At 65.3% G+C, this 21,555-nt stretch carries 22 protein-coding genes and 1 tRNA gene; 9 read left to right on the top strand and 14 right to left on the bottom strand.

Going from position 1 to position 21,555, the window contains the following annotated elements:
* Positions 1-141: 141 nt before the first annotated feature.
* The 5 genes from ACE3UY_RS06855 to ACE3UY_RS06835 all read right to left on the bottom strand — a co-directional run bounded on the left by ACE3UY_RS06855 (position 142) and on the right by ACE3UY_RS06835 (position 3,781).
* Entirely contained in the window at positions 142-942 is an 801-nt protein-coding gene (locus ACE3UY_RS06855) for a class I SAM-dependent methyltransferase (protein WP_374686800.1), read from the bottom strand.
* On the bottom strand, positions 939-1,490 hold the full coding sequence (locus ACE3UY_RS06850) for a hypothetical protein (protein WP_374686799.1): 552 nt from the start codon (positions 1,488-1,490) through the stop codon (positions 939-941). The genes ACE3UY_RS06855 and ACE3UY_RS06850 overlap by 4 nt, the downstream gene beginning before the upstream one ends.
* Positions 1,490-3,040: a 2,3-bisphosphoglycerate-independent phosphoglycerate mutase gene (gpmI, locus tag ACE3UY_RS06845; protein WP_374686798.1), complete on the bottom strand. Its 1,551-nt coding sequence runs from the start codon at positions 3,038-3,040 to the stop codon at positions 1,490-1,492. Before gpmI ends, ACE3UY_RS06850 begins: the two co-directional genes overlap by 1 nt.
* 79 nt (positions 3,041-3,119) lie before the next feature.
* A tRNA-Asn gene (locus ACE3UY_RS06840) sits at positions 3,120-3,194 on the bottom strand.
* A gap of 125 nt (positions 3,195-3,319) precedes the next feature.
* Positions 3,320-3,781 carry a hypothetical protein gene (locus ACE3UY_RS06835; RefSeq protein ID WP_374686797.1) on the bottom strand — a complete coding sequence of 154 codons (462 nt, stop codon included), beginning with the start codon at positions 3,779-3,781 and terminating at the stop codon, positions 3,320-3,322.
* A gap of 227 nt (positions 3,782-4,008) precedes the next feature.
* Here ACE3UY_RS06835 and ACE3UY_RS06830 point away from each other — a divergent pair, with 227 nt between their 5' ends.
* The 5 genes from ACE3UY_RS06830 to ACE3UY_RS06810 all read left to right on the top strand — a co-directional run bounded on the left by ACE3UY_RS06830 (position 4,009) and on the right by ACE3UY_RS06810 (position 7,358).
* Complete coding sequence (locus ACE3UY_RS06830) at positions 4,009-4,881, top strand: isoaspartyl peptidase/L-asparaginase family protein (protein ID WP_374686796.1); 873 nt, start codon at positions 4,009-4,011, stop codon at positions 4,879-4,881.
* A gap of 86 nt (positions 4,882-4,967) precedes the next feature.
* The gene (locus ACE3UY_RS06825) at positions 4,968-5,318 is read left to right on the top strand and encodes a hypothetical protein (protein ID WP_374686795.1); all 351 of its coding nucleotides are present in this window, start codon (positions 4,968-4,970) and stop codon (positions 5,316-5,318) included.
* Between the two features lie 33 nt (positions 5,319-5,351).
* Positions 5,352-6,461: an alcohol dehydrogenase catalytic domain-containing protein gene (locus ACE3UY_RS06820; RefSeq protein WP_374686794.1), complete on the top strand. Its 1,110-nt coding sequence runs from the start codon at positions 5,352-5,354 to the stop codon at positions 6,459-6,461.
* An 18-nt stretch (positions 6,462-6,479) separates the two neighbouring features.
* The gene (locus tag ACE3UY_RS06815) at positions 6,480-6,911 is read left to right on the top strand and encodes a GNAT family N-acetyltransferase (RefSeq protein ID WP_374686793.1); all 432 of its coding nucleotides are present in this window, start codon (positions 6,480-6,482) and stop codon (positions 6,909-6,911) included.
* Positions 6,912-6,998: 87 nt separating this feature from the next.
* The gene (locus ACE3UY_RS06810) at positions 6,999-7,358 is read left to right on the top strand and encodes a DUF1294 domain-containing protein (protein ID WP_374686792.1); all 360 of its coding nucleotides are present in this window, start codon (positions 6,999-7,001) and stop codon (positions 7,356-7,358) included.
* Between the two features lie 88 nt (positions 7,359-7,446).
* Here ACE3UY_RS06810 and ACE3UY_RS06805 read toward each other — a convergent pair whose 3' ends face one another.
* Positions 7,447-7,761, bottom strand: a complete 315-nt coding sequence (locus ACE3UY_RS06805) for a hypothetical protein (RefSeq protein WP_374686791.1) — start codon at positions 7,759-7,761, stop codon at positions 7,447-7,449.
* Positions 7,762-7,950: 189 nt separating this feature from the next.
* Between ACE3UY_RS06805 and ACE3UY_RS06800 the strand changes: the two genes are divergently transcribed.
* On the top strand, positions 7,951-8,589 hold the full coding sequence (locus ACE3UY_RS06800; RefSeq protein ID WP_374686790.1) for a deoxynucleoside kinase: 639 nt from the start codon (positions 7,951-7,953) through the stop codon (positions 8,587-8,589).
* A 245-nt stretch (positions 8,590-8,834) separates the two neighbouring features.
* On the top strand, positions 8,835-9,047 hold the full coding sequence (locus ACE3UY_RS06795; protein WP_374686789.1) for a dodecin family protein: 213 nt from the start codon (positions 8,835-8,837) through the stop codon (positions 9,045-9,047).
* 89 nt (positions 9,048-9,136) lie between these two features.
* Here ACE3UY_RS06795 and ACE3UY_RS06790 read toward each other — a convergent pair whose 3' ends face one another.
* The 6 genes from ACE3UY_RS06790 to folK all read right to left on the bottom strand — a co-directional run bounded on the left by ACE3UY_RS06790 (position 9,137) and on the right by folK (position 16,809).
* Positions 9,137-10,318, bottom strand: coding sequence for an acetyl-CoA C-acyltransferase (locus tag ACE3UY_RS06790; RefSeq protein ID WP_374686788.1), 1,182 nt, complete (start codon positions 10,316-10,318; stop codon positions 9,137-9,139).
* A gap of 111 nt (positions 10,319-10,429) precedes the next feature.
* The gene (locus ACE3UY_RS06785; protein WP_374686787.1) at positions 10,430-12,823 is read right to left on the bottom strand and encodes a 3-hydroxyacyl-CoA dehydrogenase NAD-binding domain-containing protein; all 2,394 of its coding nucleotides are present in this window, start codon (positions 12,821-12,823) and stop codon (positions 10,430-10,432) included.
* Between the two features lie 102 nt (positions 12,824-12,925).
* Positions 12,926-14,191, bottom strand: a complete 1,266-nt coding sequence (locus ACE3UY_RS06780; RefSeq protein ID WP_374686786.1) for an acyl-CoA dehydrogenase family protein — start codon at positions 14,189-14,191, stop codon at positions 12,926-12,928.
* A gap of 38 nt (positions 14,192-14,229) precedes the next feature.
* The gene (locus ACE3UY_RS06775; protein ID WP_374686785.1) at positions 14,230-15,321 is read right to left on the bottom strand and encodes an acyl-CoA dehydrogenase family protein; all 1,092 of its coding nucleotides are present in this window, start codon (positions 15,319-15,321) and stop codon (positions 14,230-14,232) included.
* Between the two features lie 76 nt (positions 15,322-15,397).
* Positions 15,398-16,249 carry a dihydropteroate synthase gene (gene folP, locus ACE3UY_RS06770; protein WP_374686784.1) on the bottom strand — a complete coding sequence of 284 codons (852 nt, stop codon included), beginning with the start codon at positions 16,247-16,249 and terminating at the stop codon, positions 15,398-15,400.
* 29 nt (positions 16,250-16,278) lie between these two features.
* Positions 16,279-16,809 (bottom strand): 2-amino-4-hydroxy-6-hydroxymethyldihydropteridine diphosphokinase, encoded by a 531-nt coding sequence (folK, locus tag ACE3UY_RS06765; RefSeq protein WP_374686783.1) that lies wholly within the window; start codon positions 16,807-16,809, stop codon positions 16,279-16,281.
* Between the two features lie 229 nt (positions 16,810-17,038).
* Between folK and ACE3UY_RS06760 the strand changes: the two genes are divergently transcribed.
* Complete coding sequence (locus tag ACE3UY_RS06760) at positions 17,039-18,349, top strand: peptidoglycan DD-metalloendopeptidase family protein (RefSeq protein WP_374686782.1); 1,311 nt, start codon at positions 17,039-17,041, stop codon at positions 18,347-18,349.
* 97 nt (positions 18,350-18,446) lie between these two features.
* Here the strand turns inward: ACE3UY_RS06760 and ACE3UY_RS06755 are convergent, their stop codons facing one another.
* Both ACE3UY_RS06755 and aat read right to left on the bottom strand, forming a co-directional pair.
* Positions 18,447-19,439, bottom strand: coding sequence for a ribose-phosphate diphosphokinase (locus tag ACE3UY_RS06755; protein WP_374686781.1), 993 nt, complete (start codon positions 19,437-19,439; stop codon positions 18,447-18,449).
* A 199-nt stretch (positions 19,440-19,638) separates the two neighbouring features.
* On the bottom strand, positions 19,639-20,232 hold the full coding sequence (gene aat, locus ACE3UY_RS06750; protein WP_374686780.1) for a leucyl/phenylalanyl-tRNA--protein transferase: 594 nt from the start codon (positions 20,230-20,232) through the stop codon (positions 19,639-19,641).
* Between the two features lie 67 nt (positions 20,233-20,299).
* Between aat and ACE3UY_RS06745 the strand changes: the two genes are divergently transcribed.
* The gene (locus ACE3UY_RS06745; protein WP_374686779.1) at positions 20,300-21,466 is read left to right on the top strand and encodes an aminotransferase class V-fold PLP-dependent enzyme; all 1,167 of its coding nucleotides are present in this window, start codon (positions 20,300-20,302) and stop codon (positions 21,464-21,466) included.
* The last annotated feature ends 89 nt before the right edge of the window (positions 21,467-21,555 follow it).

Raw genomic sequence — 21,555 nt, 5'->3', positions numbered from 1 at the left:
GGCATCGCTGCCAGCGCGGAGCGCGGGTCACCAGTTTCGCGATTACGCCCTGCCTTCCGGGGCTGGGGCGACCTGAGACGGGTTTGCCTATTCAGTTGTGGGGGGCAGTCTAGCAGAAGGAAGGCGATTTGCCAAATCGCCCTACATTCTAACCCCCACAAACAGCAGATGGTCAGCCGCGCCAAAGAGCGATGGCTCGCGGCTGAGGCGGTAGTTGAGCGCCACCCAGGCGTCCCACAACTCCCCTTCCAGCGCGTTGACCGTCTCCTCGTGCCCGGCCACAATCCCCTCGACCGCGTGAATCGCCAGCGGCGTAAAGCCGCCCTCGGCCAGCAGCGGCGCGACGTCGTCGGGGTGAACGAAGTAGGAGTCGGGGAACGCGCTGGACTCATAGGCCGGGTTAACGCCCTCGTCCAGCAGTTGCCGGTAACGCTCCGGGTGCTGCAGAATCCAGGCGGGCGAATGGGCGGCCAGGTCGCGCAAGGGGGCAAAGCGGGTGATGAAGCTGGCGAAGAGGTAGCCGCCCGGCCGCAACACGCGGTGCGCCTCGCGCACCGCCGCCAGCCGCGCCTCGGCCGTCAGCAGGTGGTAGAGTGGCCCCATCAGCAGCACGGCGTCGAACTGTTCGCTGTACTCGGCGGGCAGCGCCGTGGCGTCCCCCTGCACCGGCGGCGGCAGGTAGATGCCCCGCGCCGTGGCTTTCTCCAGCGCCAGATCGAGACTGGCCCGCGACAGGTCGAGCAGGACAACGCGGTAGCCCCGCTCCGTCAAGTGGATGGCGTAGCGGCCCGGCCCGCCGCCCACGTCGAGGATGCGGCCCGGCGGGTCAGGCAGATGCTCCCGCAGGATGCGACACGTGACCGCGTACTCCGTCCGATGGCGCTCCAGGCGCTCCCATTCCCGCTCGGCGTTGCGGTCGTAGTGATCCTCAACCGGGTTCATCGCCACTCGAACGTGTAGCGGACGCCCTCCGGCGTGCGCAGCTCGCGCCAGCCGAACGCCTTCAAGCTGAACTGCTCGCGCCGGGCAAAGGCCCGCAGGCGCGCGGCCATCTCCTCCGTGGCCAACTCGGCCGCCTCATCGAAGACGCGCGCCGGCTCCAACTCCAGCGTGCGGGCGCAGTGGTAGAACACGGCCAATGACACGTCCACGTCCCGCCTGGGGGGGATGTCGTAGTTGGCGATGGCGCTGCCGGCCAGACCGAGCCGCAGCCATTCGGGGTCGGTGCGGCGCACGCTCAGCGTGGCCGCGCGGTGGCCGAAAATGCCGAAGAGGGCGCGCTGCTCCGGCGACAGGGCGGCGGCGAACCGCCCGCGCTGGCTAGGCGGCAGCGCCGTGAAGGCGCCGACGACGCGGGCCAACTGCTCGTCGATGGGCGCGGGCAGCGGCTCCTGATAATAGTCAATGGCGCGCCGGTCGCCCAGCGCTGCCAGCGCGCCTTCCAGATAGGCCTGGAAGGCGCGCCCGTTGGCCGAGGGAACGGTCGCCATTATTGGCTGATGAGGCTGCGCCCCGTCATCTCCGGCGGCGGCGCGATGCCCATGAGGCGCAGGATGGTCGGCGAGACGTCGGCCAGGATGCCGCGCGGCTTCATGTCGTAGTACTGGTCGCCAATGACGATCAGCGACACGGGCTGGGTGGTGTGATAGGTGTGCGGCTCGCCGGTGACCAGGTCGACCATACGCTCGCAGTTGCCGTGGTCGGCGGTGACAATCGCCACGCCGCCCTTGGCCGTGATCGCCTCGACCAGCCGGCCGGCGCACTCGTCCACGGCTTCGACGGCGCAGATGGCCGCCTCCAGCACGCCGGTGTGGCCGACCATGTCGGGATTGGCGAAGTTGACGAGGATAAAGTCGTCGTCGTGGTCGCGGAGGCGCGCCAGAATCTTTTCCGTCAGCGGGCGGGCGCTCATCTCCGGTTGGAGGTCATAGGTCGGAACCTTGGGCGACGGCTCCAGGTGGCGCTCCTCGCCGGGGAAGACCGTCTCGCGGCCGCCGTTGAAGAAGTAGGTGACGTGGGCGTACTTCTCCGTCTCGGCGGCGTGGAACTGCTTCAGACCCGCCTTGCTGATGACTTCGGCCAGCGGGTTGGTGATCTCGACCTCGGGGAAGACGACCTTGACCGGAAAGGTGGCGTCATAGTTGGTCATCGTCACGATGTCGAGGTCGGGGATGTAGTCGTGGGGGAAGCCGTGATCCTTGAAGGCGAAGGCGGCGACGATCTGGCGCATGCGGTCGGCGCGGAAGTTGAAGAAGATGAGCGCGTCGCCTGGCTCGATGAGCACGTTGCGCTCGCCCACGTCGAGGGCCACAGGCAGCACGAACTCGTCGGTCACACCGTCGGCGTAGGAAGCGCGCAACGCCTCGGACAGCGACCGCGCGGTGCGCCCCGGCGCGTCCTCCTTCTCGTGGTATCCTTCGTGCAGCGCCATGTCGCGGTAGCCCAGTTCGACGCGCTGCCAGCGCTTGTCGCGATCCATCGTGTAGTAGCGCCCCGTCACGTCGGCGACGATGCCGGGGTGCTGGGAAAGATATTCCTCCAGTTGCCGGGCGAATTCCAGCGCGCTTTCGGGCGGGGTGTCGCGGCCGTCGGTGATGACGTGCAGAATCGGCTCGATGCCGTGCCGCTCGGCCAGCGTCAGCAGGGCGTACATGTGTTTGCTATGGCTGTGGACGCCGCCCTCGCCGAACAGACCGATGAGGTGGAGCTTGCCGCCGCGCGTCTTCACGCCCTGGATGGTTTGCAGCAGCGTCTCATTCTCGAAGAACGCGCCGCGGTCGATGGCCAGGTTGATGCGCGTCAAGTCCTGGTAGATGATGCGGCCGGCGCCCAGATTGAGGTGTCCGACCTCGGAGTTGCCCATCTGCCCATCCGGCAGGCCGACGGCCTCGCCGGAGGCGTCGACAATGGAGCGCTCCAGCGTGCTCAACCAGCGGTCATAGTTCGGCGTCTTTCCCAGTGCGACGGCGTTGCCCTCTTCCATCTCTCGAATGCCCCAGCCATCGAGAATGATCAGCGCAACCGGTCTGTAGGCTTTCATGATTGTCGATACTCCTTGGTTAGCCGACCCGGCGGCTAAACAAAAAGCGGCAGACGTGTCGCCTGCCGCTTTTTTCAACTGGCTCCTCAGGTTGGACTCGAACCAACAACCTTGCGGTTAACAGCCGCGCGCTCTGCCATTGAGCTACTGAGGAACACAACCGGGGATTATACTCCGGCGGCGGTGAGTGTCAAGTCATAAACGCCCAGACCTGACAGGTGGGCGGCCAATAGGACTCTGACCAAAGCGAGCCTTGTGGCCGCGCACTTGTCAGATCTTTCAGTCGCACAACACGAACGCGCCGCTGTCGCTCAGCCGGTAGTCGTACGTCTGGCCGGCCACGTCCAGGATGACCTGGTAGCCGTTGATGATCGCCATCGTATACATGGTATCCGGCTGCGGGCAGCCCAACGAGCCGTCGCTCCACTCCACCTGCTCGCTCTTCACCACCTGCACAGCCGAACGTTCCGCCCCGCTGCGCGCCAGCGCATCTTCCAGCACGGCGGTGAACATCTCTTCCGGCGTCTCGCCCATCGGCAGGTCGGCCGGCGCGGCGTCGGTTGGGGCGGCGTCTGTCGGGGCCGGGATGGGCGTGCCGGGGCCTTCTACTTCGGTCCCGGTCGTGGGCGTGGCCGCCGGCTCCGTCGCCGGTTCAGTGGCCGGCGTATCGGCCTGAGGCGCGCAGCCGGCAGCCAAAAAGAGCACGGCCAACAAGCAGAGTCCGGTCAATCGAATAAACATCGCATCTCTCCTGGTAGGGTTCTGTTTCTACTAGACGCCCCGTCCTTACCGAAAGTTCCTGGAACAAGGAATTGCATACACTGTAACACAACTTGTGCTGGTTCGTAGTCAGGCAATTCATTGCCGTTCTCTCTCCACGCGCGAAGAACGGCAATGAATTGCCTGACTACGAACCATAGACAAAACGCTTAAACAGTGCTAATAATGGGTCTGGAGCATCGTCTACTATGATCGGAATCATTGTACATGCGGGGGCGGGCAACTGGAATGTGGAAAACGGCCACCTGGAAGAGGCGGTCAGGGCTTGCGAGGCGGCGGTCGCCGCCGGCCAGGCCATCCTGCTGAACGGCGGCTCGGCGCTCGACGCGGTAGAGGCGGCCGTCCACGTGCTGGAGGATTGCCCCGTCCTGGACGCGGGGCGCGGCAGCTATCCCAACACCGACGGCGCGGTGGAGATGGACGCGCTCATCATGGATGGGCGCTCGCTGAAGCTGGGGGCTATCGCCGCCATCCAGCGCGTCCGCCACCCTATCAGCCTGGCCCGCCGCGTCATGACTGACAGCGGCCACCACTTCCTGGTCGGCGCGGGGGCCGACGCCTTCGCCGACAGCATCGGCTTCCCTCGCTGCGACGTGAGCGAGTTGCTGGTCGGCGAAGACCTGGTCAAATACCGGCAGAAAGAAGCCCAGGCAGCGCTGGGCGACACCGTGGGGGCGGTGGCCCTCGACGCGGCCGGCGATCTGGCCGCGGCGACGTCGACCGGCGGCACGGCCAACAAACGGCCGGGGCGGGTGGGGGATAGCCCGCTCGTCGGCTGTGGGGCCTATGCCGACAATTGGACGGCAGCCGTCAGCGCCACCGGCTACGGCGAGGCGCTGATGCGGGTCGTCATCAGCAAACGGGTGTGCGACTTCGTCGGCACCGGCCTCTCGGCCGGCAGCGCCTGCGAAGCGGCCATCCGCGTCCTGGAAGAGCGGACGGAGGGGGATGGGGGGCTGATCGCCATCGACGCGCGCGGCCAGATCGGCTTTGCCTTCAACACGCAGGCCATGCCCCACGCCTACGCGGTGGGCGACGGCCCTATCGTCAGCGGTCGCTGAGAGGGCGCATCGCTCACTCCGTATCGTTCGTCTACATCCGTAGTCATTTATGAAGCCTCAAACAAGGCAGCGAGTCGGAGGAAACCATGGCTGAAAACACCAAACTGGAAAGTCCATTCGTGGGGATTCTGCGGGGCGAGGAGCCGGGCACAGTCATCGCGCGGGATGACGAGAAGCGGTTCGCCATCATCGCCAGCCTGGAGCCGGAAGCGGCCATCCACTGGATCGCTGTGCCCTTTGAGTCGGGCCAGAGCACCGAGGCGATGGAGCACAATGACGGCGAGCGTTTCGTGCAGCTGCTCAACTACGCCATCGACGAGACCAAGATGCGCATCCCCGAGCATCCGGAGTTGACCGCGGGGTTCACGATCAAGTTTCACATCGGCGGTTACGAGACGATCCCGCACGCCAAGCTACACATCCTGTCGGTCGAGTAGGCGGCGTGGGCCGACCCACATAGGGGTCATCCCATGAAGATTAAGGCCGCCGTATTCCGGGAGCCGGGCGTCCCCTTCTCGGTCGAGACGCTCGACCTGGCCGAGCCGCGGGCGGGCGAGGTGCTGGTGCGCGTGGCCGCGGCCGGCGTCTGCCATAGTGACTGGCACCTGATGACCGGCGCGACCCGGCACGCCACGCCGGTCGTGCCCGGCCATGAAGGGGCGGGCGTCGTGGCTGCCGTGGGGCCGGGGGTCACTCGCGTCCAGGCGGGCGACCACGTCGCGCTGAACTGGGCCCCCAGTTGTGGGGCGTGCTTCTACTGCCTCCATGACCGGCCCAGCCTGTGCGATACCTACGTCGGCCCTATCTGGGCCGGCGCGATGATGGACGGCACGACCCGCCTGTCGCAGGACGGCCGGCCCGTCTACCACTTCAGCGCCCTGGCCTGCTTCGCCGATCACGCCGTCGTGCCCGAAAGCTGCTGCGTCCCGCTGCCCCGCGACGTGCCCCTGACGGTGGCGGCGCTCATCGGCTGCGCGGTCACGACGGGCGTCGGCGCGGTGCTGAACACGGCCCAGGTGCGGCCGGGCAGCCGCGTGGCCGTCTATGGCGCGGGCGGCGTGGGGCTGAGCATCATCATGGGCGCGAAGTTGGCCGGGGCCGGTCGCATCATTGCCATCGACGCGCACGAGGCCAAGGGGGACATGGCGCTATCCTTTGGCGCGAGCGACTTCCTAATGGCCGGGCCTGATACCGTCGGGCGGATACAGGGCATGACCGAAGGACGCGGCGCGGATTACGTATTCGAGGCCATCGGCCTGCCCCAGGTGCAGGAAGAGTGCCTGATGGCGGCGCGGCCGGGCGGCGTGATCGTACTGGCCGGCGTCGCGCCGATGGGCAGCGCCACCAACCTGCCCGGCGCGATCATCACCCGCCAGGAGAAGACCGTCACCGGAACCTATTACGGCAGCGCCAACCCGGCGCGGGACTTTCCCCTCTACGCTGGCCTCTACCGGCGCGGCCTGCTCGACCTGGATCGGCTCATCTCGCGCACCTACCCGCTGGAGCGGATCAACGAGGCTTACGCCGACATGCTGAGTGGCGAGATCGCCCGCGGCCTCATCGTGTTTGAGGGCGCGTGACAGAACGGGAAGCCAACCATGTACAGCCTGCGGCCGGCCACGCCGGAAGATCATGATTTTCTCTACGCTCTGAACCGCGCGACCATCCGCGAGTACGTGGAGCCGATCTGGGGCTGGCACGAAGAGTGGCAGGAGGAGTACTTTCGCAAGAAGTTCGATCCTCAGAAGTGGCAGGTAATCCAGGTGGATGGGCGCGACGCGGGCGTGCTGGTGGTCGAACAACGCCCTGATGAAGTCTACTTGGGCTTAATCGAGTTGTGGCCGGAATTTCAGGGGCGCGGCGTGGGGAGCGCTGTCGTCAACCGGCTAAAGGCCGAGGCCCACGGCCGGGGCCAGCCGTTGACCCTGCACGTCCTGAAGACCAACGTTCCGGCCAGACGACTCTATGAGCGGCTGGGCTTTCAGGTTGTGGCTGAGGAGGAGTACCGCTACCGGATGAGTTGTCCTTAAAGACCTGACAGGTGGGCGGCCAACGAGCGTCGTTCTTGTCAGAGTGCCGTTGGCCGCCCACCTGTCAGGTCTTGGAAGGAATTATTTATGTCAAATCGTCTGCGCACGCAGCTGGTCTATAGCGCGCTGGCCGGCGTGCTGGCCATCGTTTTGTTCGTGCTCTTACAGAATACAACTAACTGGCCATGGTACTTCACCTGGCCCATCGCCGCGGGCGTGGCCTTTGTGTTCTATGGGGTTGACAAAGGCTTGTCGAAGGCCAACGCGGCCCGCGTGCCGGAAGCCACGCTGCACGTGCTGGCCCTGGCCGGCGGTTTCGCCGGCGCGCTGTTGGGGATGCTCGCCTTCCACCACAAGAGTAACTTCCGCGCCCATCCCCTGTTCTTGCCGGTTATCATCCTGGGCGCGGCGCTATGGGGCGCGCTGCTCTACACCCTCTTACGCTAGGCGCTGGAATGCAAAAGCCGCGCCAAGGGAACCCCAACCTGTTCGGCTGGCTTCCTCGCGCGGCCCTGAATCGAAAGAATGACGATCGCTAGTGGCGGGCCGGCAGTGTGCTGATGTGGTGCCAGCGCTCCATCGCCCCGGTGCGGAAGAGCGCCGGGTCGAAGTTCGCCAGGGCTTCCCACCCCTCGACGCTGGCCAACTCGCGCTCGTCCTCGGTCAGCTCAATCACAAACTCGCGGTTATCCGTCCTCATCTGAATGGTGAGGAGGTCGCTGCCATCGTCCACAATATCCATAATACACTGCCGGTCTTCGCCCTCCGGATTGCGGATGAAGGCGGCCGAACAGCGCTGGCAGAACGGCAGACTCGCGTCGCACAGATCTCGATCGATTACAACTCGCATGACAGGACTCCTTTCCCAAGGGTCATCTCGTAACTACGCACGGCCGCGCCTTGCTCGCGCAGCCGAAGTCTCACCCAGACTTACTGTAGCACACTATGGCCGCCGCCATAGTGACAAATGTCAGGTTTTGGCATACGATTTGTCACAATCCTCAGGAGGGTTACGCCCCTCCCCTTTTCAAGGTTCACCATGCCTACCTACTTCGTAACCATCGCGGGCAACATTGGCGTTGGCAAATCGACGCTGGTCACCTTACTGTCGCGCAAGCTGGGCTGGGAGCCGGTGCTCGAAGCCGTCACCGAGAACCCCTATCTGGCCGATTTCTACGACGACATGGATCGCTGGGGGTTCCATTCGCAGGTGTTCTTCCTGGTGCGCCGCCTGCAACAGCACCACGGTCTGCTGCAACAGCCCAACCCCGTCCTGCAAGACCGCAGCGTCTATGAGGACGCCGAGATCTTCGCCCGCAACCTGTATCATCAGGGCCATCTGAGCGACCGCGACTGGTACGCCTACTTCGAGTTGTACCAGACGCTCACCCGCTTGCTCGACCCGCCCGATCTGGTCATCTACCTGCGCGCCTCCGTGCCCACGCTGCGCCGGCGCATCGCCGGCCGCGGGCGGGAATACGAGCGCCAGATCGCCGACAGCTACCTTCAGGAATTGAATCGCCTTTACGACGAGTGGGCGGCCAGCTTCACCCTCAGCCCGGTGCTGACCGTCGATACGGACAACCTCGACTACGTCCAGTACGATGAGCACCTGGAGCAGATCTGGACGCGCATTTCCGACCGGCTGCACGGCCGCGATTATCTCAAGCTGCGCTAAGTTGTCCGGTTCGTAGTCAGACCATTCATGGCCGTTCTTCGCGCGAGTACAGGAAGAACGGCCATGAATGGCCTGACTACGAACAAGCGGTGACGTTCGGCAGGTAATCGGGTGACATTCGGCACGATTCAACTGGGCGCGCCCGATTCATAATAGAAGCGACGAGGACGGCGCGGGCCGTTTGGCCCCCGTTACCTCGCCCGATAGCCCCGGGGTAGCCTCGTCCCGGGAAGAGGAGCAATACCATGAGTGTCTACAAGGTTATTGAACTGGTGGGAACGAGCAAGGAGTCGTGGGAGGACGCCGCGCGGGTGGCGATTGAGACGGCCGGCGAGTCGTTGCGCGATCTGCGCGTGGCGGAGATCACCAAGCTGGACATCCGCCTGGATGACGGCGAGATAGTCGAGTATCGCGCCCGCGTGTTGATCTCCTTCAAGTTCGAGGGGATAGCCGAGTAATCCAGCGACGAAAGACCTAACAGGTGGGCGGCCACAAGCCTCGTTCTTATCGGAGTACGAGTGGCCGCCCACCTGTCAGGTCTATCTGGCTAGTTCAGCCGCTCAAAAATGCCGGCCGCGCCCATGCCGCCGCCGATGCACATCGTCACCATGCCGAACCGGGCGTCGCGCCGCTGCATCTCGTGCATGATCTGCACCGTCAGCTTGGCCCCGGTGCAGCCCAGCGGGTGACCGAGGGCGATAGCGCCGCCGTTGACGTTGACCCGCGCCTCGTCGAAGCCCAACTCGCGGATGACGGCCACGGCCTGCGAGGCGAACGCCTCGTTCAGCTCGATCAGATCGATGTCGCTCAGGTTCACGCCCGTCCGCTTCAACAGCTTGGGCACGGCGGCGATGGGGCCGACGCCCATGATCTCCGGGCGCACTCCGCCGACGTTGAAGCCGACGAAGCGCAGGATGGGCGTCAGGCCCAGCGCCTCGGCCTTGCTGCGCTCCATGACGATGACCGCCGCCGCGCCGTCGCTCAGGGGCGAGGAGTTGCCGGCCGTCACCGAGCCGCCCTGCTTGAAGACCGGCTTCAGCTTGGCTAGCCCCTCCAGAGAGGTATCGGGGCGCAAATGCTCGTCGCGGTCGAAACGGAGGGTCGTGCGCTGCAGCCCGTTTGGCCCGGCGACCACTTCCTCGATCTCCAGGGGCACGATTTCGTCCTTGAACGCCTCACGCTCGTAGGCCGCGGCCGCCTTCTGGTGGCTGCGCACGGCAAACTCGTCCTGCGCCTGGCGCGTCACTTCGAACTCGTCGGCCACGCGCTCGGCCGTCAGCCCCATGCCCATGTAGACCTCGGGCATGTTCTCGACCATGTACGGGTTGGGGTTCACCCGGTAGCCGGTCATGGGAACCATACTCATGGTCTCCGCGCCGCCGGCGATAATCACGTCTGCGCCGTTGGCGATGATGCGCTCAGCGGCCATGGCGATGGTCTGCAGGCCGCTGGAGCAAAACCGGTTGACCGTCTGGCCGGGAATGTCCACCGGCAGGCCGGCGCGCAGGGCAATGGTGCGGGCGAAGTTGAGGCCCTGCGCCCCTTCGGGCATGGCGCAGCCGATGATGACGTCGTCAATCTCGGCCGGATCCAAGGCCGGGGCCTTCCGCAGCAAGTCCATGATGACCGCCGCGGCCATCTCATCGGAGCGCCAGTTGCGCGTCGCGCCGCGCTTGGATTTGCCCACCGCCGTGCGCGAACCGGCAACGATTACAGCTTCTCGTGTCATACTCGTTGAACTCCTTCAGATAGATCCGCAGATTTGGCAGATTAGGCAGATTCTCAGAAGGAAAAGGCTCTTTAATCTGCCCAATCTGCCGAATTTGCGGATAAACCCTTCTTAGTTGCGCAGCGGCTTGCCCGTCTGCAACATATGCATCATCCGTTCGCGCGTCTTTTCCTCGCCCAGCAGCGACAGGAAAGCCTCCCGCTCCAGATCGAGGATGTACCACGGATCGACCCAGGCCGGAGCGCTGATGTCGCCGCCGGTCAGGACGTGGGCGATCTTGCCGGCGATCTTGGCATCGTGCTCCGAGGCGAAGTTGCCCCACAACAGCGACTTCACGCCCAGCTTCAGGGCGTAGAGCGCGTCGCGGCCGGCGGCGTAGATCTTCTCTACCTCCGGCGGCCGCGCCCCGGCCGCCACGAGCTGCAGCGCCCGCTGCTTGGCCCGCGCCAGGCGATGGTCGCTGTTCATGACGATGGTGTCCTGCGGCGACAGGTAGCCCAAGGCCCTGGCCTCCCAGGCGCTCGCGCCGACTTTGGCCATGGCAATCTGCTCGAACGCCTCTTGCAGCGGCGGCAGCACGTCGGCGTTGGCGGCGCGCATGACCGGGTTGACCTTGCGGCGCAACGTCTCCTTGCAGCCCCCGCCGGCCGGCAGCAGGCCGACGCCGAACTCGACCAGGCCCATGTAACTCTCGTGGTCGGCCACGGCTTCCCAGCCGGCCATGGCCATCTCCACGCCGCCGCCCAGCGCCATGCCGTGCGGCGCGGTGACGACCGGCTTGGGCGCGTGGCGCAGGTTGAAGGTGGCCGTCTGGAGCATCTTGATCATCTTGTCCAGCGCGTCGAACTGGCCCTGGGCCGCGGCCACGCCGACGGCGAACAGGTTGGCCCCGGCGCAGAAGTGCTCGCCGTTGTTGCCGATGACCAGCGCATCGAAGTCGCTATCGAGCCGCTCCAGCGCCTTAAAGGCCATGTCGATGATGTCCTGGTCAATGGCGTTCATCTTGGCGTGGAACTCGAACAGGGCCACGCCGTCGCCCATGTCGTGCAGGCTGGCGCTGCTGTTGCGCTCTACCGTCTTGCCCGCCGCGCGCAGGTCGCTGACCAGGATGACGTTCTGGTCGCGCTCCAGCGGCCGGTAGCGCTTCGTCTCGAAGTCGTAGTCGCTGCGCCCGCCGTTGGACTTGTAGAAGCAGTCGTGGCCGCCGGCCAGCATCTCCTTGACCCAGGGCGCGACCTCGAAGCCGGCCGCTTCCATCTTCTCGGCCGTCTCGCGCACGCCCAGCATGTCCCACATCTCGAACGGCCCGGCCTCGTGGCCGAAGCCCCAGCGCATGGCGTTGTCCACGTCGGACAGGCGATAGGCGATCTCCGGCGTGACGTAGGCGGCGTAGGCGAAGCCGTAGTAGAGCAGATCGCGGGCATAATTAGCGGCCCGGTCGTCGAACTGGAGCAGCTTGCGCAGGCGTTCGCCCAGGTTCTCGACGTTGCGCACCGCGCCAACCGACTCGAAGCGGATCTTCGGCGCCGGTTCGTACGCCATCGAGCCGGGGTTGAGGGCCCAGAACTCCTTGCCGCCGTTCACGCGCTCCTGTTTGTAGAAGCCCTGGCCGCTCTTGTTGCCCAGCCACTTGTTGCCGATCATCGTCTCCATCAGCGCCCCCGTCCGTTCCGGGCGCAGCACCTCGCGGTAGGCATCCTGGGGCACGGCGGCGTAGAGGTTCTTATTGACGTGGGCCATCACGTCCAGCCCGACCAGGTCGAGCAGGCGGAAGGTGGCCGTCTTGGGCCGGCCGATGACCGGGCCAGTGATGGCGTCCACCTCGGCGATGGAGTAGCCTTGCTCCAGGGCGTGTTCCAGACCATAGGACGAGGCCACGGCGAAGAAGCGGTTGCCGATGAAGTTGGGCGTGTCCTTACAGACGACGACACCCTTGCCCAGCACTTCCGAGCCGAAGCGCTTCATGAACTCCGTCACCTCGGGCGCGGTGTCGTCGGTGGGGATGATCTCCAGCAGCTTCAGGTAGCGGGGCGGGTTGAAGAAGTGCGTGCCCAGGAAGTGGGCGCGGAACTCGGCCGAGCGGCCGGCGGCGATCTGGCCGATGGGGATGCCGGACGTATTGCTGCTGACGATGGCGTTGGGCTTGCGGATCGCCTCCAGCCGGGCCATCAGCGCCTGCTTCGGCTCCAGCTGCTCGACGATCACCTCAACGATCCAGTCGCAGTCGGCCAGCTTGTCGAAGTCGTCCTCCAGGTTGCCCAGCGTGATCAGGTCGCCCCGGTCGGCGCGGGCCAGGTTGGCCGGCCGCGCCTTGACCATGCGGTCGTAGAGGGTGTTGACGATCCGGTTGCGAGCGGCCGGCTTCTGCCGGTCGGCCTCGCTCAGATCGGGCGGGACGATGTCGAGCAAGACCACCGGGATGCCGATGTTCGCCAGATGGGCTGCAATGCCGCCGCCCATCGTCCCCGCCCCGACAATACCTACCTTGTCAATTCGATAGTTCATGTGCGCTCCTCGATTGGGAAACCGCGGATTTCACCGATCCCTCGCACACCGTTCCTTCTCCAATCGGCGTGATCGGCGAAATCCGCGGCGTACGTCAGTGGCCTACTTCAACTCGCGGCGAGAATAGCCGAGAATGCTGCGGGCGACGATCAGCTGATTGATCTGCTTGGTGCCCTCGTAGATGTCGTTGATCTTGGCGTCGCGCATCCACTTCTCGGCCAGCCACTCGCGGGAGTAGCCCTTGGGGCCTAGCAGTTCGACGGCCTTCTGCGTGATCCACGTCACCGCGTCGCCGGCGCGATACTTGCACATGCTCGACTCGAGCCGGTTGCTCTCGCCGTGGGCCATCAGGGCCACGGCGCGCAGCGTCAGGAGCCAGGCCCCCTTGTAGCGCGCCTCCATCTCGATGATGTCGCGCTCGACGGCGGTCATCTCGTGCAGCGGCTTGGTGTAATCGGGGACAATCCCCTCTTCGGCCAGCTTCTCCTTGGCGAACTCCAGCGCGGCGCGGGCGATACCGATGGCGCTGGCGGCCACCGCCGGGCGCGAGGCGTCGAACGTCTTCATGGCCCCGACGAAACCCTGACGGTTTTCCGGCTGCTGCACCTCCGGGTTGCCCAACACGTTGTCGAACGGGATGCGCACGTTGTCGAAGTGCAGGGCCACCGTGTCGCTGGCGCGAATGCCCAGCTTATGCTCCTGCTTGGCGATGGTCACGCCAGGCGTGTTGGCCTCCACGACGAAGGACTTGATGGCCCCGCGGCCGGCCTTGGGATCCACCGTGGCCCAAACCACGCACAGGCCGTCCGACTCCTTCAGCGCCAGCGCGCCGTTGGTGATGAAGATCTTCTCGCCGTTGATGATCCACTCGCGGGTGTCGGGGTCGAGGACGGCCGTGGTGCGCATGGCGCTGTTGTCGGAGCCGGCGCCAGGCTCGGTGATGGCCATCGCGCCCCATTTCGGCGCGCCCTCGGTGAACTTCTTGAGGAAGCGCACGCGCTGCTCCGGCGTGCCGGCCGAGTCGACGGCCGCGCCGCCCAGCATGGGATGAGGCAGGCACAGGTATTGCCCGGCGTCGCCCCAGCTCATCTGCTCGATCATCATGATGAAACCCAGCAAGCTATAGTCCGGCCCTTCGCGCTTGGGCTTGGCGCTGCCGTTCGTCCCGTTGCCGTTCTCCATCAGCGGCTTTAGCGTGCGCTTGACCATCTCCTGCGTAAAAGGCCAGGTCATCTGCACGAACGCCTGCGGCCGGGCATGCTCGTTCTCATCCAGTTCGCGCGAGTACGGCCGCATCGCCTGCTCGGCAACCATACGAATCAGTTGCGACTGATTCTGTACGAAAGGTGGTATCTCAAAACTGATCATGGAAATCCACTCCTATTTGGCGGTGTCTTCGCGCTTCGTTAAATGATCGCCAGCCCGTCGAAGCTGACGAACCCGCGGGCGTTGCGCAGCCACAGTTCAACCGGGTACTCCCGGATGTAGCCGTAGCCGCCTAGAACCTGAACGGCCCGGTCGGCCACCTGCATCACCACGCGGTCGACCTGCTGCTTCATGATGGTCGCCTCGCGGGTGACGTTCTGGCCCTGATCCAGCAGCCAGGCCGCCTCCCACACCAGCAACCGGGCCTCATCGATCTCGGTCGCCATGTCGGCCAGCATGAAGGCGATGGACTGGCGGTGGGCGATAGGCTCGCCGAACTGGACGCGCTGCTTGGCGTAGTCGCGGGCGTATTCCAGGCCGGCGCGGGCCACGCCGACGGCCATTGCCCCCAGCGCCACGCGGCTGTGGTTCAGCAGCAGCGGGAAGTCGATGCCCGCCTCGCCGCCCAGCTTGTTCTCGGCCGGCACGCGGCAATCGGCCAGCGTCACCAGGTTGGTCGAGAGGGCCTTGACGCCCATCAGTTTGTCCCGCTTGTCGACGGTCAGCCCCGGCGTGCCGGCCGGGACGAGAAAGGCCTGCGTCTGACCCTCCTCGCTGGCGTAGACGAGAATGACCTCGGCCACGTCGGCCAGCGGCACGAAGGTCTTGGCGCCGTTGAGCACGTAGCTGTCGCCGTCGCGCACGGCCGTCGTCTTGAGCTTATAGGGGTTGAACTGAATGACCGGCTCGATGAGCGCGGCTGTGACCGGGGGGGCAGCCTCGTCGCAGAACGGCGGCAGGTATTGCGCTTTCTGGGCGTCCGTGCCGCACAGCATGACGGGGACGGCCACGAGGTTAGGCGTCATGACGTTGAGGGTGACCGCCAGATCGCCCCAGGCCAGTTCCTCAAGCGCCAGCACGCCGGTTACGACGGAATATTCGCCCAGCCCGCCGTACGCTTCGGGAATGGCGGTGGGCAGCAGGCCGATCTCCCACCCGGCGCGGAGGATCCCTTCCGGAATCTCCCCCTCCTCTTCGGCGTCGCGATACACCTGGCGCACGCGCTCGCGGGCGAATCTGGCAATGGTGTCTGTGAGCATCTTCTGCTCTTCATCCGGACGGAAATCTAACATGGTAAACTCCTCCACGAAACAATTACGAATTAGGAATTGCCGGTTCTTCCGCCGTTGACTCCTAATTCCTAATTCTTCAGTCGCGTCGTACGATACGGTCGGTCATGCGGGCCACACGAACCATGGCGCGCACGTCATGGACGCGGATAATGTCCGCGCCGCGATCGATGCCGATGGCTACGGCCGCCGCCGTCCCTTCCACCCGCTGGTCGGGCGGCAGGTCCAGCGTGTAGCCGATAAATGACTTGCGTGACGGGCCGATCAGGATCGGCCGTCCGAGCGCTTTCAACTCGTCGAGACGGTCGAGCAATTCAACGTTCTGCTCCACCGTCTTGCCGAAGCCCACGCCCGGATCAAGAATAATCTGTTCCGCGCGGACGCCGGCCGCCAGCGCGCTCTCCATTTGCGCCGACAGCTCCCGCCGGATGTCGACCATCAACTCGTCGTAGTGGATGCCGACAAAGCGACCACCCAGGCGCTGCTCCTGGGCCACATCCTTGGGCTTGCTGCGGTTATGCATGATGACCACCGGGCAGCCGCGCTCGGCCACCAGACGGGCCATGTCCGCGTCCATGCGCAACCCCCAGACATCGTTTACCCAATTCGCGCCGGCATCCAGGGCCGCGGCGGCCACGTCGGCGCGATAGGTATCGACGGAGATGGTCGCGTCGCCCACCGCCGCGCGCACCGCGCGAATGAGGGGCACGACGCGCGCCCTCTCCTCGCCGGCCGTCACCGGCTGGCTGCCCGGCCGGGTGCTTTCGCCGCCCAGGTCGAGAATGTCCGCGCCGTCGGCGATGAACTGGCGCGCCTGTTCGACCGCGCGCTGCTGCGCGTTCTCGTCGAGCACGCCGTCGCCGGAGAAGCTATCCGGCGTGGCGTTGATAATGCCCATCACGTAGGTGCGGCGACCCCATTCAAACGTCATGCGATCTCACACCTGCCGGATAGGTGGTCTCACCCGGCCATTTCGGTCGACTTCGCCTTCTGGCTGCCAACCGGATATTCCATCTCAAACAGTCGTTCGACGCCATCCGCGCCGACGCGGTCAAGCAACTCCTGCACCGTTTCGCCCGTCTGGGGATGGCGGAAGTCGGGGATAAGGTCGGCCAGGGGCGCGAGAACGAAAGCCCGTTCCGCCAGGCGAGGGTGGGGAACCATCAATTCCTCGTCGTGCAGGACGAGGTTATCATAGAAAACAATGTCGATGTCGATCAGACGCGGCCCCCAGCGGTGGGATGGCTGACGGCCCATCTCTGTCTCGATGGATTTAATCAGGTGTAGTACGTCGTGGGGGGCTAGCGTCGTGGAGGCGGCGACGCAGATGTTCAGGAAGGGGGGCTGGTTCTTGTCGCCCCACGGTTCGGTGGCATAGACCGGCGAGATAGCCGTCACCGACATATGCTCGCGCAGCAGCGCGATAGCCCGCCGCAGATTGGCGTAGCGCTCATTGAGGTTCGATCCGAGACTCAAATACAGCCGACTCATACTGCTCACGGTTTCCTTGGCTTCGATGTTGTCACCGATGGGGGCTTCGCTAAGCCCTGCAATCTGTTAACGATAACCGATATGACGCACTGCATTATTGTGCATATTTATAACACGGTGCGTCATGAGTGTCAACGCCTATTCCAAAGGATACCTGACAACGCTAAGGAGCGGGTTCGTAGTCAGGCAATTCATTGCCGTTCTTCGCGCCAGGAAGATAAGAACGGCAATGAATTGCCTGACTACGAACCAGGACGTGGCTAGAATTGCCAGCGTGAAGACAGCCCTGACGCTCCTACTGGCCCTGGCCGCCATTCTGGCCTATGCCTCCCCCTCCTCAGCACGACAGGCCGAACCTCCGGCGTCCCTGGCCGTCCAGCCGGGCGACACGTGGGCGGCGCTGGCGTTACGCTTCGGCGTCGCGGCCGAGGCGCTGCGCGCCCTCAACCCGCACATGAACACCCAACGCCAGCCGGCCATCGGCGCGACGCTAACCCTACCGGCCGGCGCGGTGGAGCGGCCCGGCGGCCTGGTGCGCCCCAACGAGGGCGGGCTGCTGCACACCGCGGCGCGCGCCGGCCTCTCGCCGTGGGCGCTGGCCCGGCTCAACGGTCTGTCATCCCCCTACCGGCCCACTTTCTACCGGCCGCTGTACCGGCCAGGCGAAGGCGTCATCCGCGACCTACCGGCCGGTTTCGCCTCGCTGGAGGTGTCGCACGCGCCGGCCGCGCCGGGCCGGGCGCTCGGCCTGCGCGGCGTGTGGGCCCGGCAGCCGGGGGCGGGGCAGTCCGCGACCGTTTCGGCCCGGCTAGGCACGCTGCCGGTGGTCACCGCCTCGGCCGGGGAACGCTTCGTGGGCGTGGTCGGCACGGGCGCGTTCTTCGGCGGCGGGGAGCCAGAGTTGCTGCTGCGCGTGGGGGACGGGCCGGTCTGGGCGCAGCCGTGGCTGTTCGTCGACCGGGAGTGGGAGTATCAGGAGTTGACGCTGACCGGCGAGGCGGCCGAGATCGATCAGGCCGCCCGTGACGAGGAGCGCGCCCGCCTGCGCGAGCTATGGACGACCGTGACGCCCGAGCCGCGGTGGACAGCGGCCTTCCAGACGCCCATCACCGACGTGATCCAGGTCTCGGCCAACTACGGCGCGCGGCGCTCCTACAACGGCGGGCCGTACCTGACCTATCACGAGGGCGTGGACTTCAGCGCCTACGGCGGCACGCCCGTGCTGGCCCCGGCGGCGGGCACGGTGGCGCTGGCCGAGCAACTCTACGTGCGCGGCGGCGCGGTGATCATCGATCACGGCCTGGGTATCTACACCGGCTACTATCATCTGTCCGCCGTTCACGCCACACCCGGCCAGGCGGTTGAGCCTGGCGACCTGCTAGGCGAGGTGGGCACGACCGGCCTGTCAACCGGCAACCACTTGCACTGGGACTTGCTCATTAACGGCGTCTGGGTAGACGCGGCGGCGTGGCAAGCGGAGGGAATGGCGTGTTGGCTGCTGGAGGGAATGGGTAGGAGGTGTGGAGAGAGTGAGCCATAAGGTTCGTAGTCGGGCAATTCATTGCCGTTCTTTACTTCCTCGTGCGAAGAACGGCAATGAATTGCCTGACTACGAACAAGCACAAGCTATCTTACAGCTATTCGTCGTCGCCAAAGTCGAACAGTTCGCCAATGGATTGGCGATAGTAGTTCTGGCGAATGGCCCCAGCGAACACGGGGCCGGTGGAAAGGGTGACGAACTTGGGGTGAGCCCGGTCGGGCGGCTGGGGGACGGTGTCGGTGGTGATGATCTCTTTGATCTGGGGTGTCGCTACCAGTCGATCCAGCGCGCCGCGCAGGAACAAGCCGTGGGTGCAGACGACGTAAATCTCCTCCAGGCCATAGTCCAATAAGAGTCGAGTTAGCTCCTCAATCGTGCCGCCGGTGGCGATCTCGTCGTCGTGGATGATGGCGCGGCGGAAGCCGGTGACCTGCCGGCCGATCAGCCCGCCGATCTGCACGCGGGCGTCACTGATGCGTGTCTTGTTGGCCGTGGCCGCGCCCAGGCCGAGCATATCCGCGAACCGGGCGGCTGACTTGGCGCTGCCCACGTCGGGCGCGACGACAACGGTATCCTCCGGGCTATACTGGCGCGACCGGAAGTACTCGGCGAAGAGGCCGCGCGCCGTGAGCGGGTCGGCCGGCACGGGGAAGAAGCCGTGCACCTGGGGTGAGTGAAGTTGCATGGTCATGACGTGCGTGGCCCCCGCCATGCCCAGGAGATCCGCCACCAGCCGCGCCGTGATCGAGATGCGCGGCGCGTCCTTCTTGTCCGAGCGGGCGTAGGAGAAGTAGGGGATGACAGCGTGAATCTCCCGGGCCGCCGCGCCTTTGGCGATGTCCAGCATCATCAGCAGTTCCATCAGGTGGTCACTGACCGGCGGCACGAGCGATTGCACGATGAACACGGCCCGCCCGCGCACACTGGCCCCCAGTTGGACGTAGAGGTTGTCGTTGCTGAAGCGTGAGAAGTGCGTCTCCTCCAGCCGGATGCCCAGGCAGGCGGCGATGGAGGCGGCCAGGGCGGGGTTCGATCGACCGCTAAACAGTCGAACGTCGCTTTGGGTCAGGGGAAGGGCTTTCAGGCTCATCTGCTCCCTCTCGGCCGCCGGGCGCGGATTCTTTTCAGCCCGTTCGGATTGCCCCCATTATCCACAAATGTAGGGCGATTTGGCAAATCGCCTCAAAGAATGGGACGCTGATGACGCTGATATGGCGCTGATTAGCGCTGATAAGAAACAACGTTCTTATCAACGCCAATCAGCGTCCTCAATCAGCGTCATCTGCGTGCTATTCGCGTTCGCCAAACTGCGCCTCCACCGCCAGCGCCTCGCGCAGCAACTCGCGGTACTGCCAGCGCGGTATCTCCATTGCGCCCAGCCGCGCCAGGTGGTCGGTCAGGAATTGCACGTCCAGCAGCCGGAACCCCCGTTCCCGCAGCCGGCGCACCAGATGATACAGGGCCACCTTGCTGGCGTCGCGCCGCCGGCTGAACATGCTTTCGCCGGCGAAGAGGCCGCGCAAGCTGACGCCGTAGAGCCCGCCCGCCAACTCATCCCCCAGCCACGCCTCGACCGAGTGGGCGAACCCCAACCGGTGTAGCTCGATATACGCCGCGACGATCTCCTTGCTAATCCACGTCTCCTCGCGGCCCGCCGCCGGCGCGGCGCACGCCCGAATAACCGCCGGGAAATCGCTGTCTATACGAATGGTAAACGGGCCGTGGTGGATGACCCGCCGCAAGGAGCGCGAGACGTGCAGCCGATCGAGCGGCAGAATGGCCCGGGGGTCGGGCGAGTACCAATGGATGCGGCCGTCCTCGTGCGCCATGGGGAAGACCCCTTGCGCGTAAGCCGACAGTAGCACCTCTGGGGACAGATTCATCCTTTCACTCCCGCGCCAACCGCCCTATAATCGCCGTCCAGACCGAATTGTAGCAGGAGCCACGCCCATGTATGACATCGAACAATTGCGCCGCGAAGAGTTTCCCCACGCGGCTGAGGTCGTCTATCTGAACCATGCCGGCATTTCGCCGCTGCCGCAGCGCACGGCGCGCCGGGTGCAATGGGTTGTCGAACAGCTCAGCCGCGACCCGAACCGCTTCTTCATGCACGACGCCATGCCGGCCATGATGGAATTGCCCAATGCGGTCGTCCGGCACATCAACGCCGCGTCGCCGGGCGAGATCGTGCCCATCACGTCCACCGTCGCGGCGCTCAACGCCGTGGCCCAGGCGGTCGAGTGGCGGCCGGGCGACAACGTCATCTTCTGCGACCTGGAGTTCCCGTCCAACGCCTTCCCCTGGCTGAGCCTCGCGAGAGACGGCGTGACGGCCCGCTGCGCCACGGCCGAGGGCGGCACGCTGACGGTAGAGAGCCTGGCGGATCACGCCGATGAACGGACGCGGCTGGTGGCCGTCAGCGCGGTGCAGTTCTTCAGCGGGGCGCGGGCCGACCTGGCCGCGCTCGGCCGCTTCTGCCGCGAGCACGGCATCATCTTTGCCGTCGACGCCATCCAGTCCATCGGCCACGTGCCCGTTGATGTGCAGGCCATGCACATCGACGTGCTGGCCACCGGCGGAATGAAGTCGCTGCTGGCCCTGCCGGGGGTGGGCTTCATGTACGTGCGCGACGCGGTGGCCGAGACGCTCCTGCCGCGGGCCATCGGCTCGAACGCGACGGTCAACTACATGCATTGGCTGGCCTACGACCTGACGCTCCAGCCGGGCGCGGCCCGCTTCGGCGCGGGCACGCCCAACGTGCCGGGCCTCTTCGCCGTCCTCAGCAGTCTGGAACTGCTCCGCGAGCTGGATGTGGCCGCCATCGACGCCCACACCAGCGACTTATCGCGCCGCGCGGTCGAACGCCTGACACAGCACGGCTACACCGTTATCACACCTATAGAGGCCATCGGCCCTATCGTCACCTTCCGCAGCCCCCTCTCATCGGAGGAGACGGACAAGGTGGTGATGTCGTTGGCCGAGCGGAACGTAGCCGTCGCCAAGCACCTCGACGCGGCCGGCTCGCCCTACATCCGGCTCTCTTTCCACTGCTACAACACGCCGGCGGAGATCGACCGCTTTATCGAGGTCTTTCAGGCCACCGTTCAGGAAAGATAGCAGCCAATTAAACACGGATAGAACACGGATAAAACAGATTCTACGGATTGAAACCTACTGCGAAAACGGGTCAATCCGTCTAATCCGTT

It is taken from the genome of Promineifilum sp. (SeqCode), assembly GCF_041918635.1.
Classification (GTDB): domain Bacteria; phylum Chloroflexota; class Anaerolineae; order Promineifilales; family Promineifilaceae; genus Promineifilum.
The sequence above is the reverse complement of the archived record's forward strand: the minus strand, read 5'-3'. Positions and strand labels throughout refer to the sequence as shown.

Excerpts from the sequence above, each read along its gene's own strand:
- aat (WP_374686780.1), bottom strand. The coding sequence starts at position 20,232 with ATGAATCTGTCCCCAGAGGTGCTACTGTCGGCTTACGCGCAAGGGGTC.
- ACE3UY_RS06800 (WP_374686790.1), top strand. The coding sequence starts at position 7,951 with ATGCCTACCTACTTCGTAACCATCGCGGGCAACATTGGCGTTGGCAAA.
- ACE3UY_RS06820 (WP_374686794.1), top strand. The coding sequence starts at position 5,352 with ATGAAGATTAAGGCCGCCGTATTCCGGGAGCCGGGCGTCCCCTTCTCG.
- ACE3UY_RS06850 (WP_374686799.1), bottom strand. The coding sequence starts at position 1,490 with ATGGCGACCGTTCCCTCGGCCAACGGGCGCGCCTTCCAGGCCTATCTG.
- ACE3UY_RS06760 (WP_374686782.1), top strand. The coding sequence starts at position 17,039 with ATGAATTGCCTGACTACGAACCAGGACGTGGCTAGAATTGCCAGCGTG.
- folK (WP_374686783.1), bottom strand. The coding sequence starts at position 16,809 with ATGAGTCGGCTGTATTTGAGTCTCGGATCGAACCTCAATGAGCGCTAC.
- ACE3UY_RS06780 (WP_374686786.1), bottom strand. The coding sequence starts at position 14,191 with ATGATCAGTTTTGAGATACCACCTTTCGTACAGAATCAGTCGCAACTG.
- ACE3UY_RS06830 (WP_374686796.1), top strand. The coding sequence starts at position 4,009 with ATGATCGGAATCATTGTACATGCGGGGGCGGGCAACTGGAATGTGGAA.
- ACE3UY_RS06745 (WP_374686779.1), top strand. The coding sequence starts at position 20,300 with ATGTATGACATCGAACAATTGCGCCGCGAAGAGTTTCCCCACGCGGCT.
- gpmI (WP_374686798.1), bottom strand. The coding sequence starts at position 3,040 with ATGAAAGCCTACAGACCGGTTGCGCTGATCATTCTCGATGGCTGGGGC.
- ACE3UY_RS06785 (WP_374686787.1), bottom strand. The coding sequence starts at position 12,823 with ATGAACTATCGAATTGACAAGGTAGGTATTGTCGGGGCGGGGACGATG.
- ACE3UY_RS06755 (WP_374686781.1), bottom strand. The coding sequence starts at position 19,439 with ATGAGCCTGAAAGCCCTTCCCCTGACCCAAAGCGACGTTCGACTGTTT.
- folP (WP_374686784.1), bottom strand. The coding sequence starts at position 16,249 with ATGACGTTTGAATGGGGTCGCCGCACCTACGTGATGGGCATTATCAAC.
- ACE3UY_RS06775 (WP_374686785.1), bottom strand. The coding sequence starts at position 15,321 with ATGTTAGATTTCCGTCCGGATGAAGAGCAGAAGATGCTCACAGACACC.
- ACE3UY_RS06810 (WP_374686792.1), top strand. The coding sequence starts at position 6,999 with ATGTCAAATCGTCTGCGCACGCAGCTGGTCTATAGCGCGCTGGCCGGC.
- ACE3UY_RS06835 (WP_374686797.1), bottom strand. The coding sequence starts at position 3,781 with ATGTTTATTCGATTGACCGGACTCTGCTTGTTGGCCGTGCTCTTTTTG.
- ACE3UY_RS06825 (WP_374686795.1), top strand. The coding sequence starts at position 4,968 with ATGGCTGAAAACACCAAACTGGAAAGTCCATTCGTGGGGATTCTGCGG.
- ACE3UY_RS06790 (WP_374686788.1), bottom strand. The coding sequence starts at position 10,318 with ATGACACGAGAAGCTGTAATCGTTGCCGGTTCGCGCACGGCGGTGGGC.
- ACE3UY_RS06805 (WP_374686791.1), bottom strand. The coding sequence starts at position 7,761 with ATGCGAGTTGTAATCGATCGAGATCTGTGCGACGCGAGTCTGCCGTTC.
- ACE3UY_RS06815 (WP_374686793.1), top strand. The coding sequence starts at position 6,480 with ATGTACAGCCTGCGGCCGGCCACGCCGGAAGATCATGATTTTCTCTAC.
- ACE3UY_RS06855 (WP_374686800.1), bottom strand. The coding sequence starts at position 942 with ATGAACCCGGTTGAGGATCACTACGACCGCAACGCCGAGCGGGAATGG.
- ACE3UY_RS06795 (WP_374686789.1), top strand. The coding sequence starts at position 8,835 with ATGAGTGTCTACAAGGTTATTGAACTGGTGGGAACGAGCAAGGAGTCG.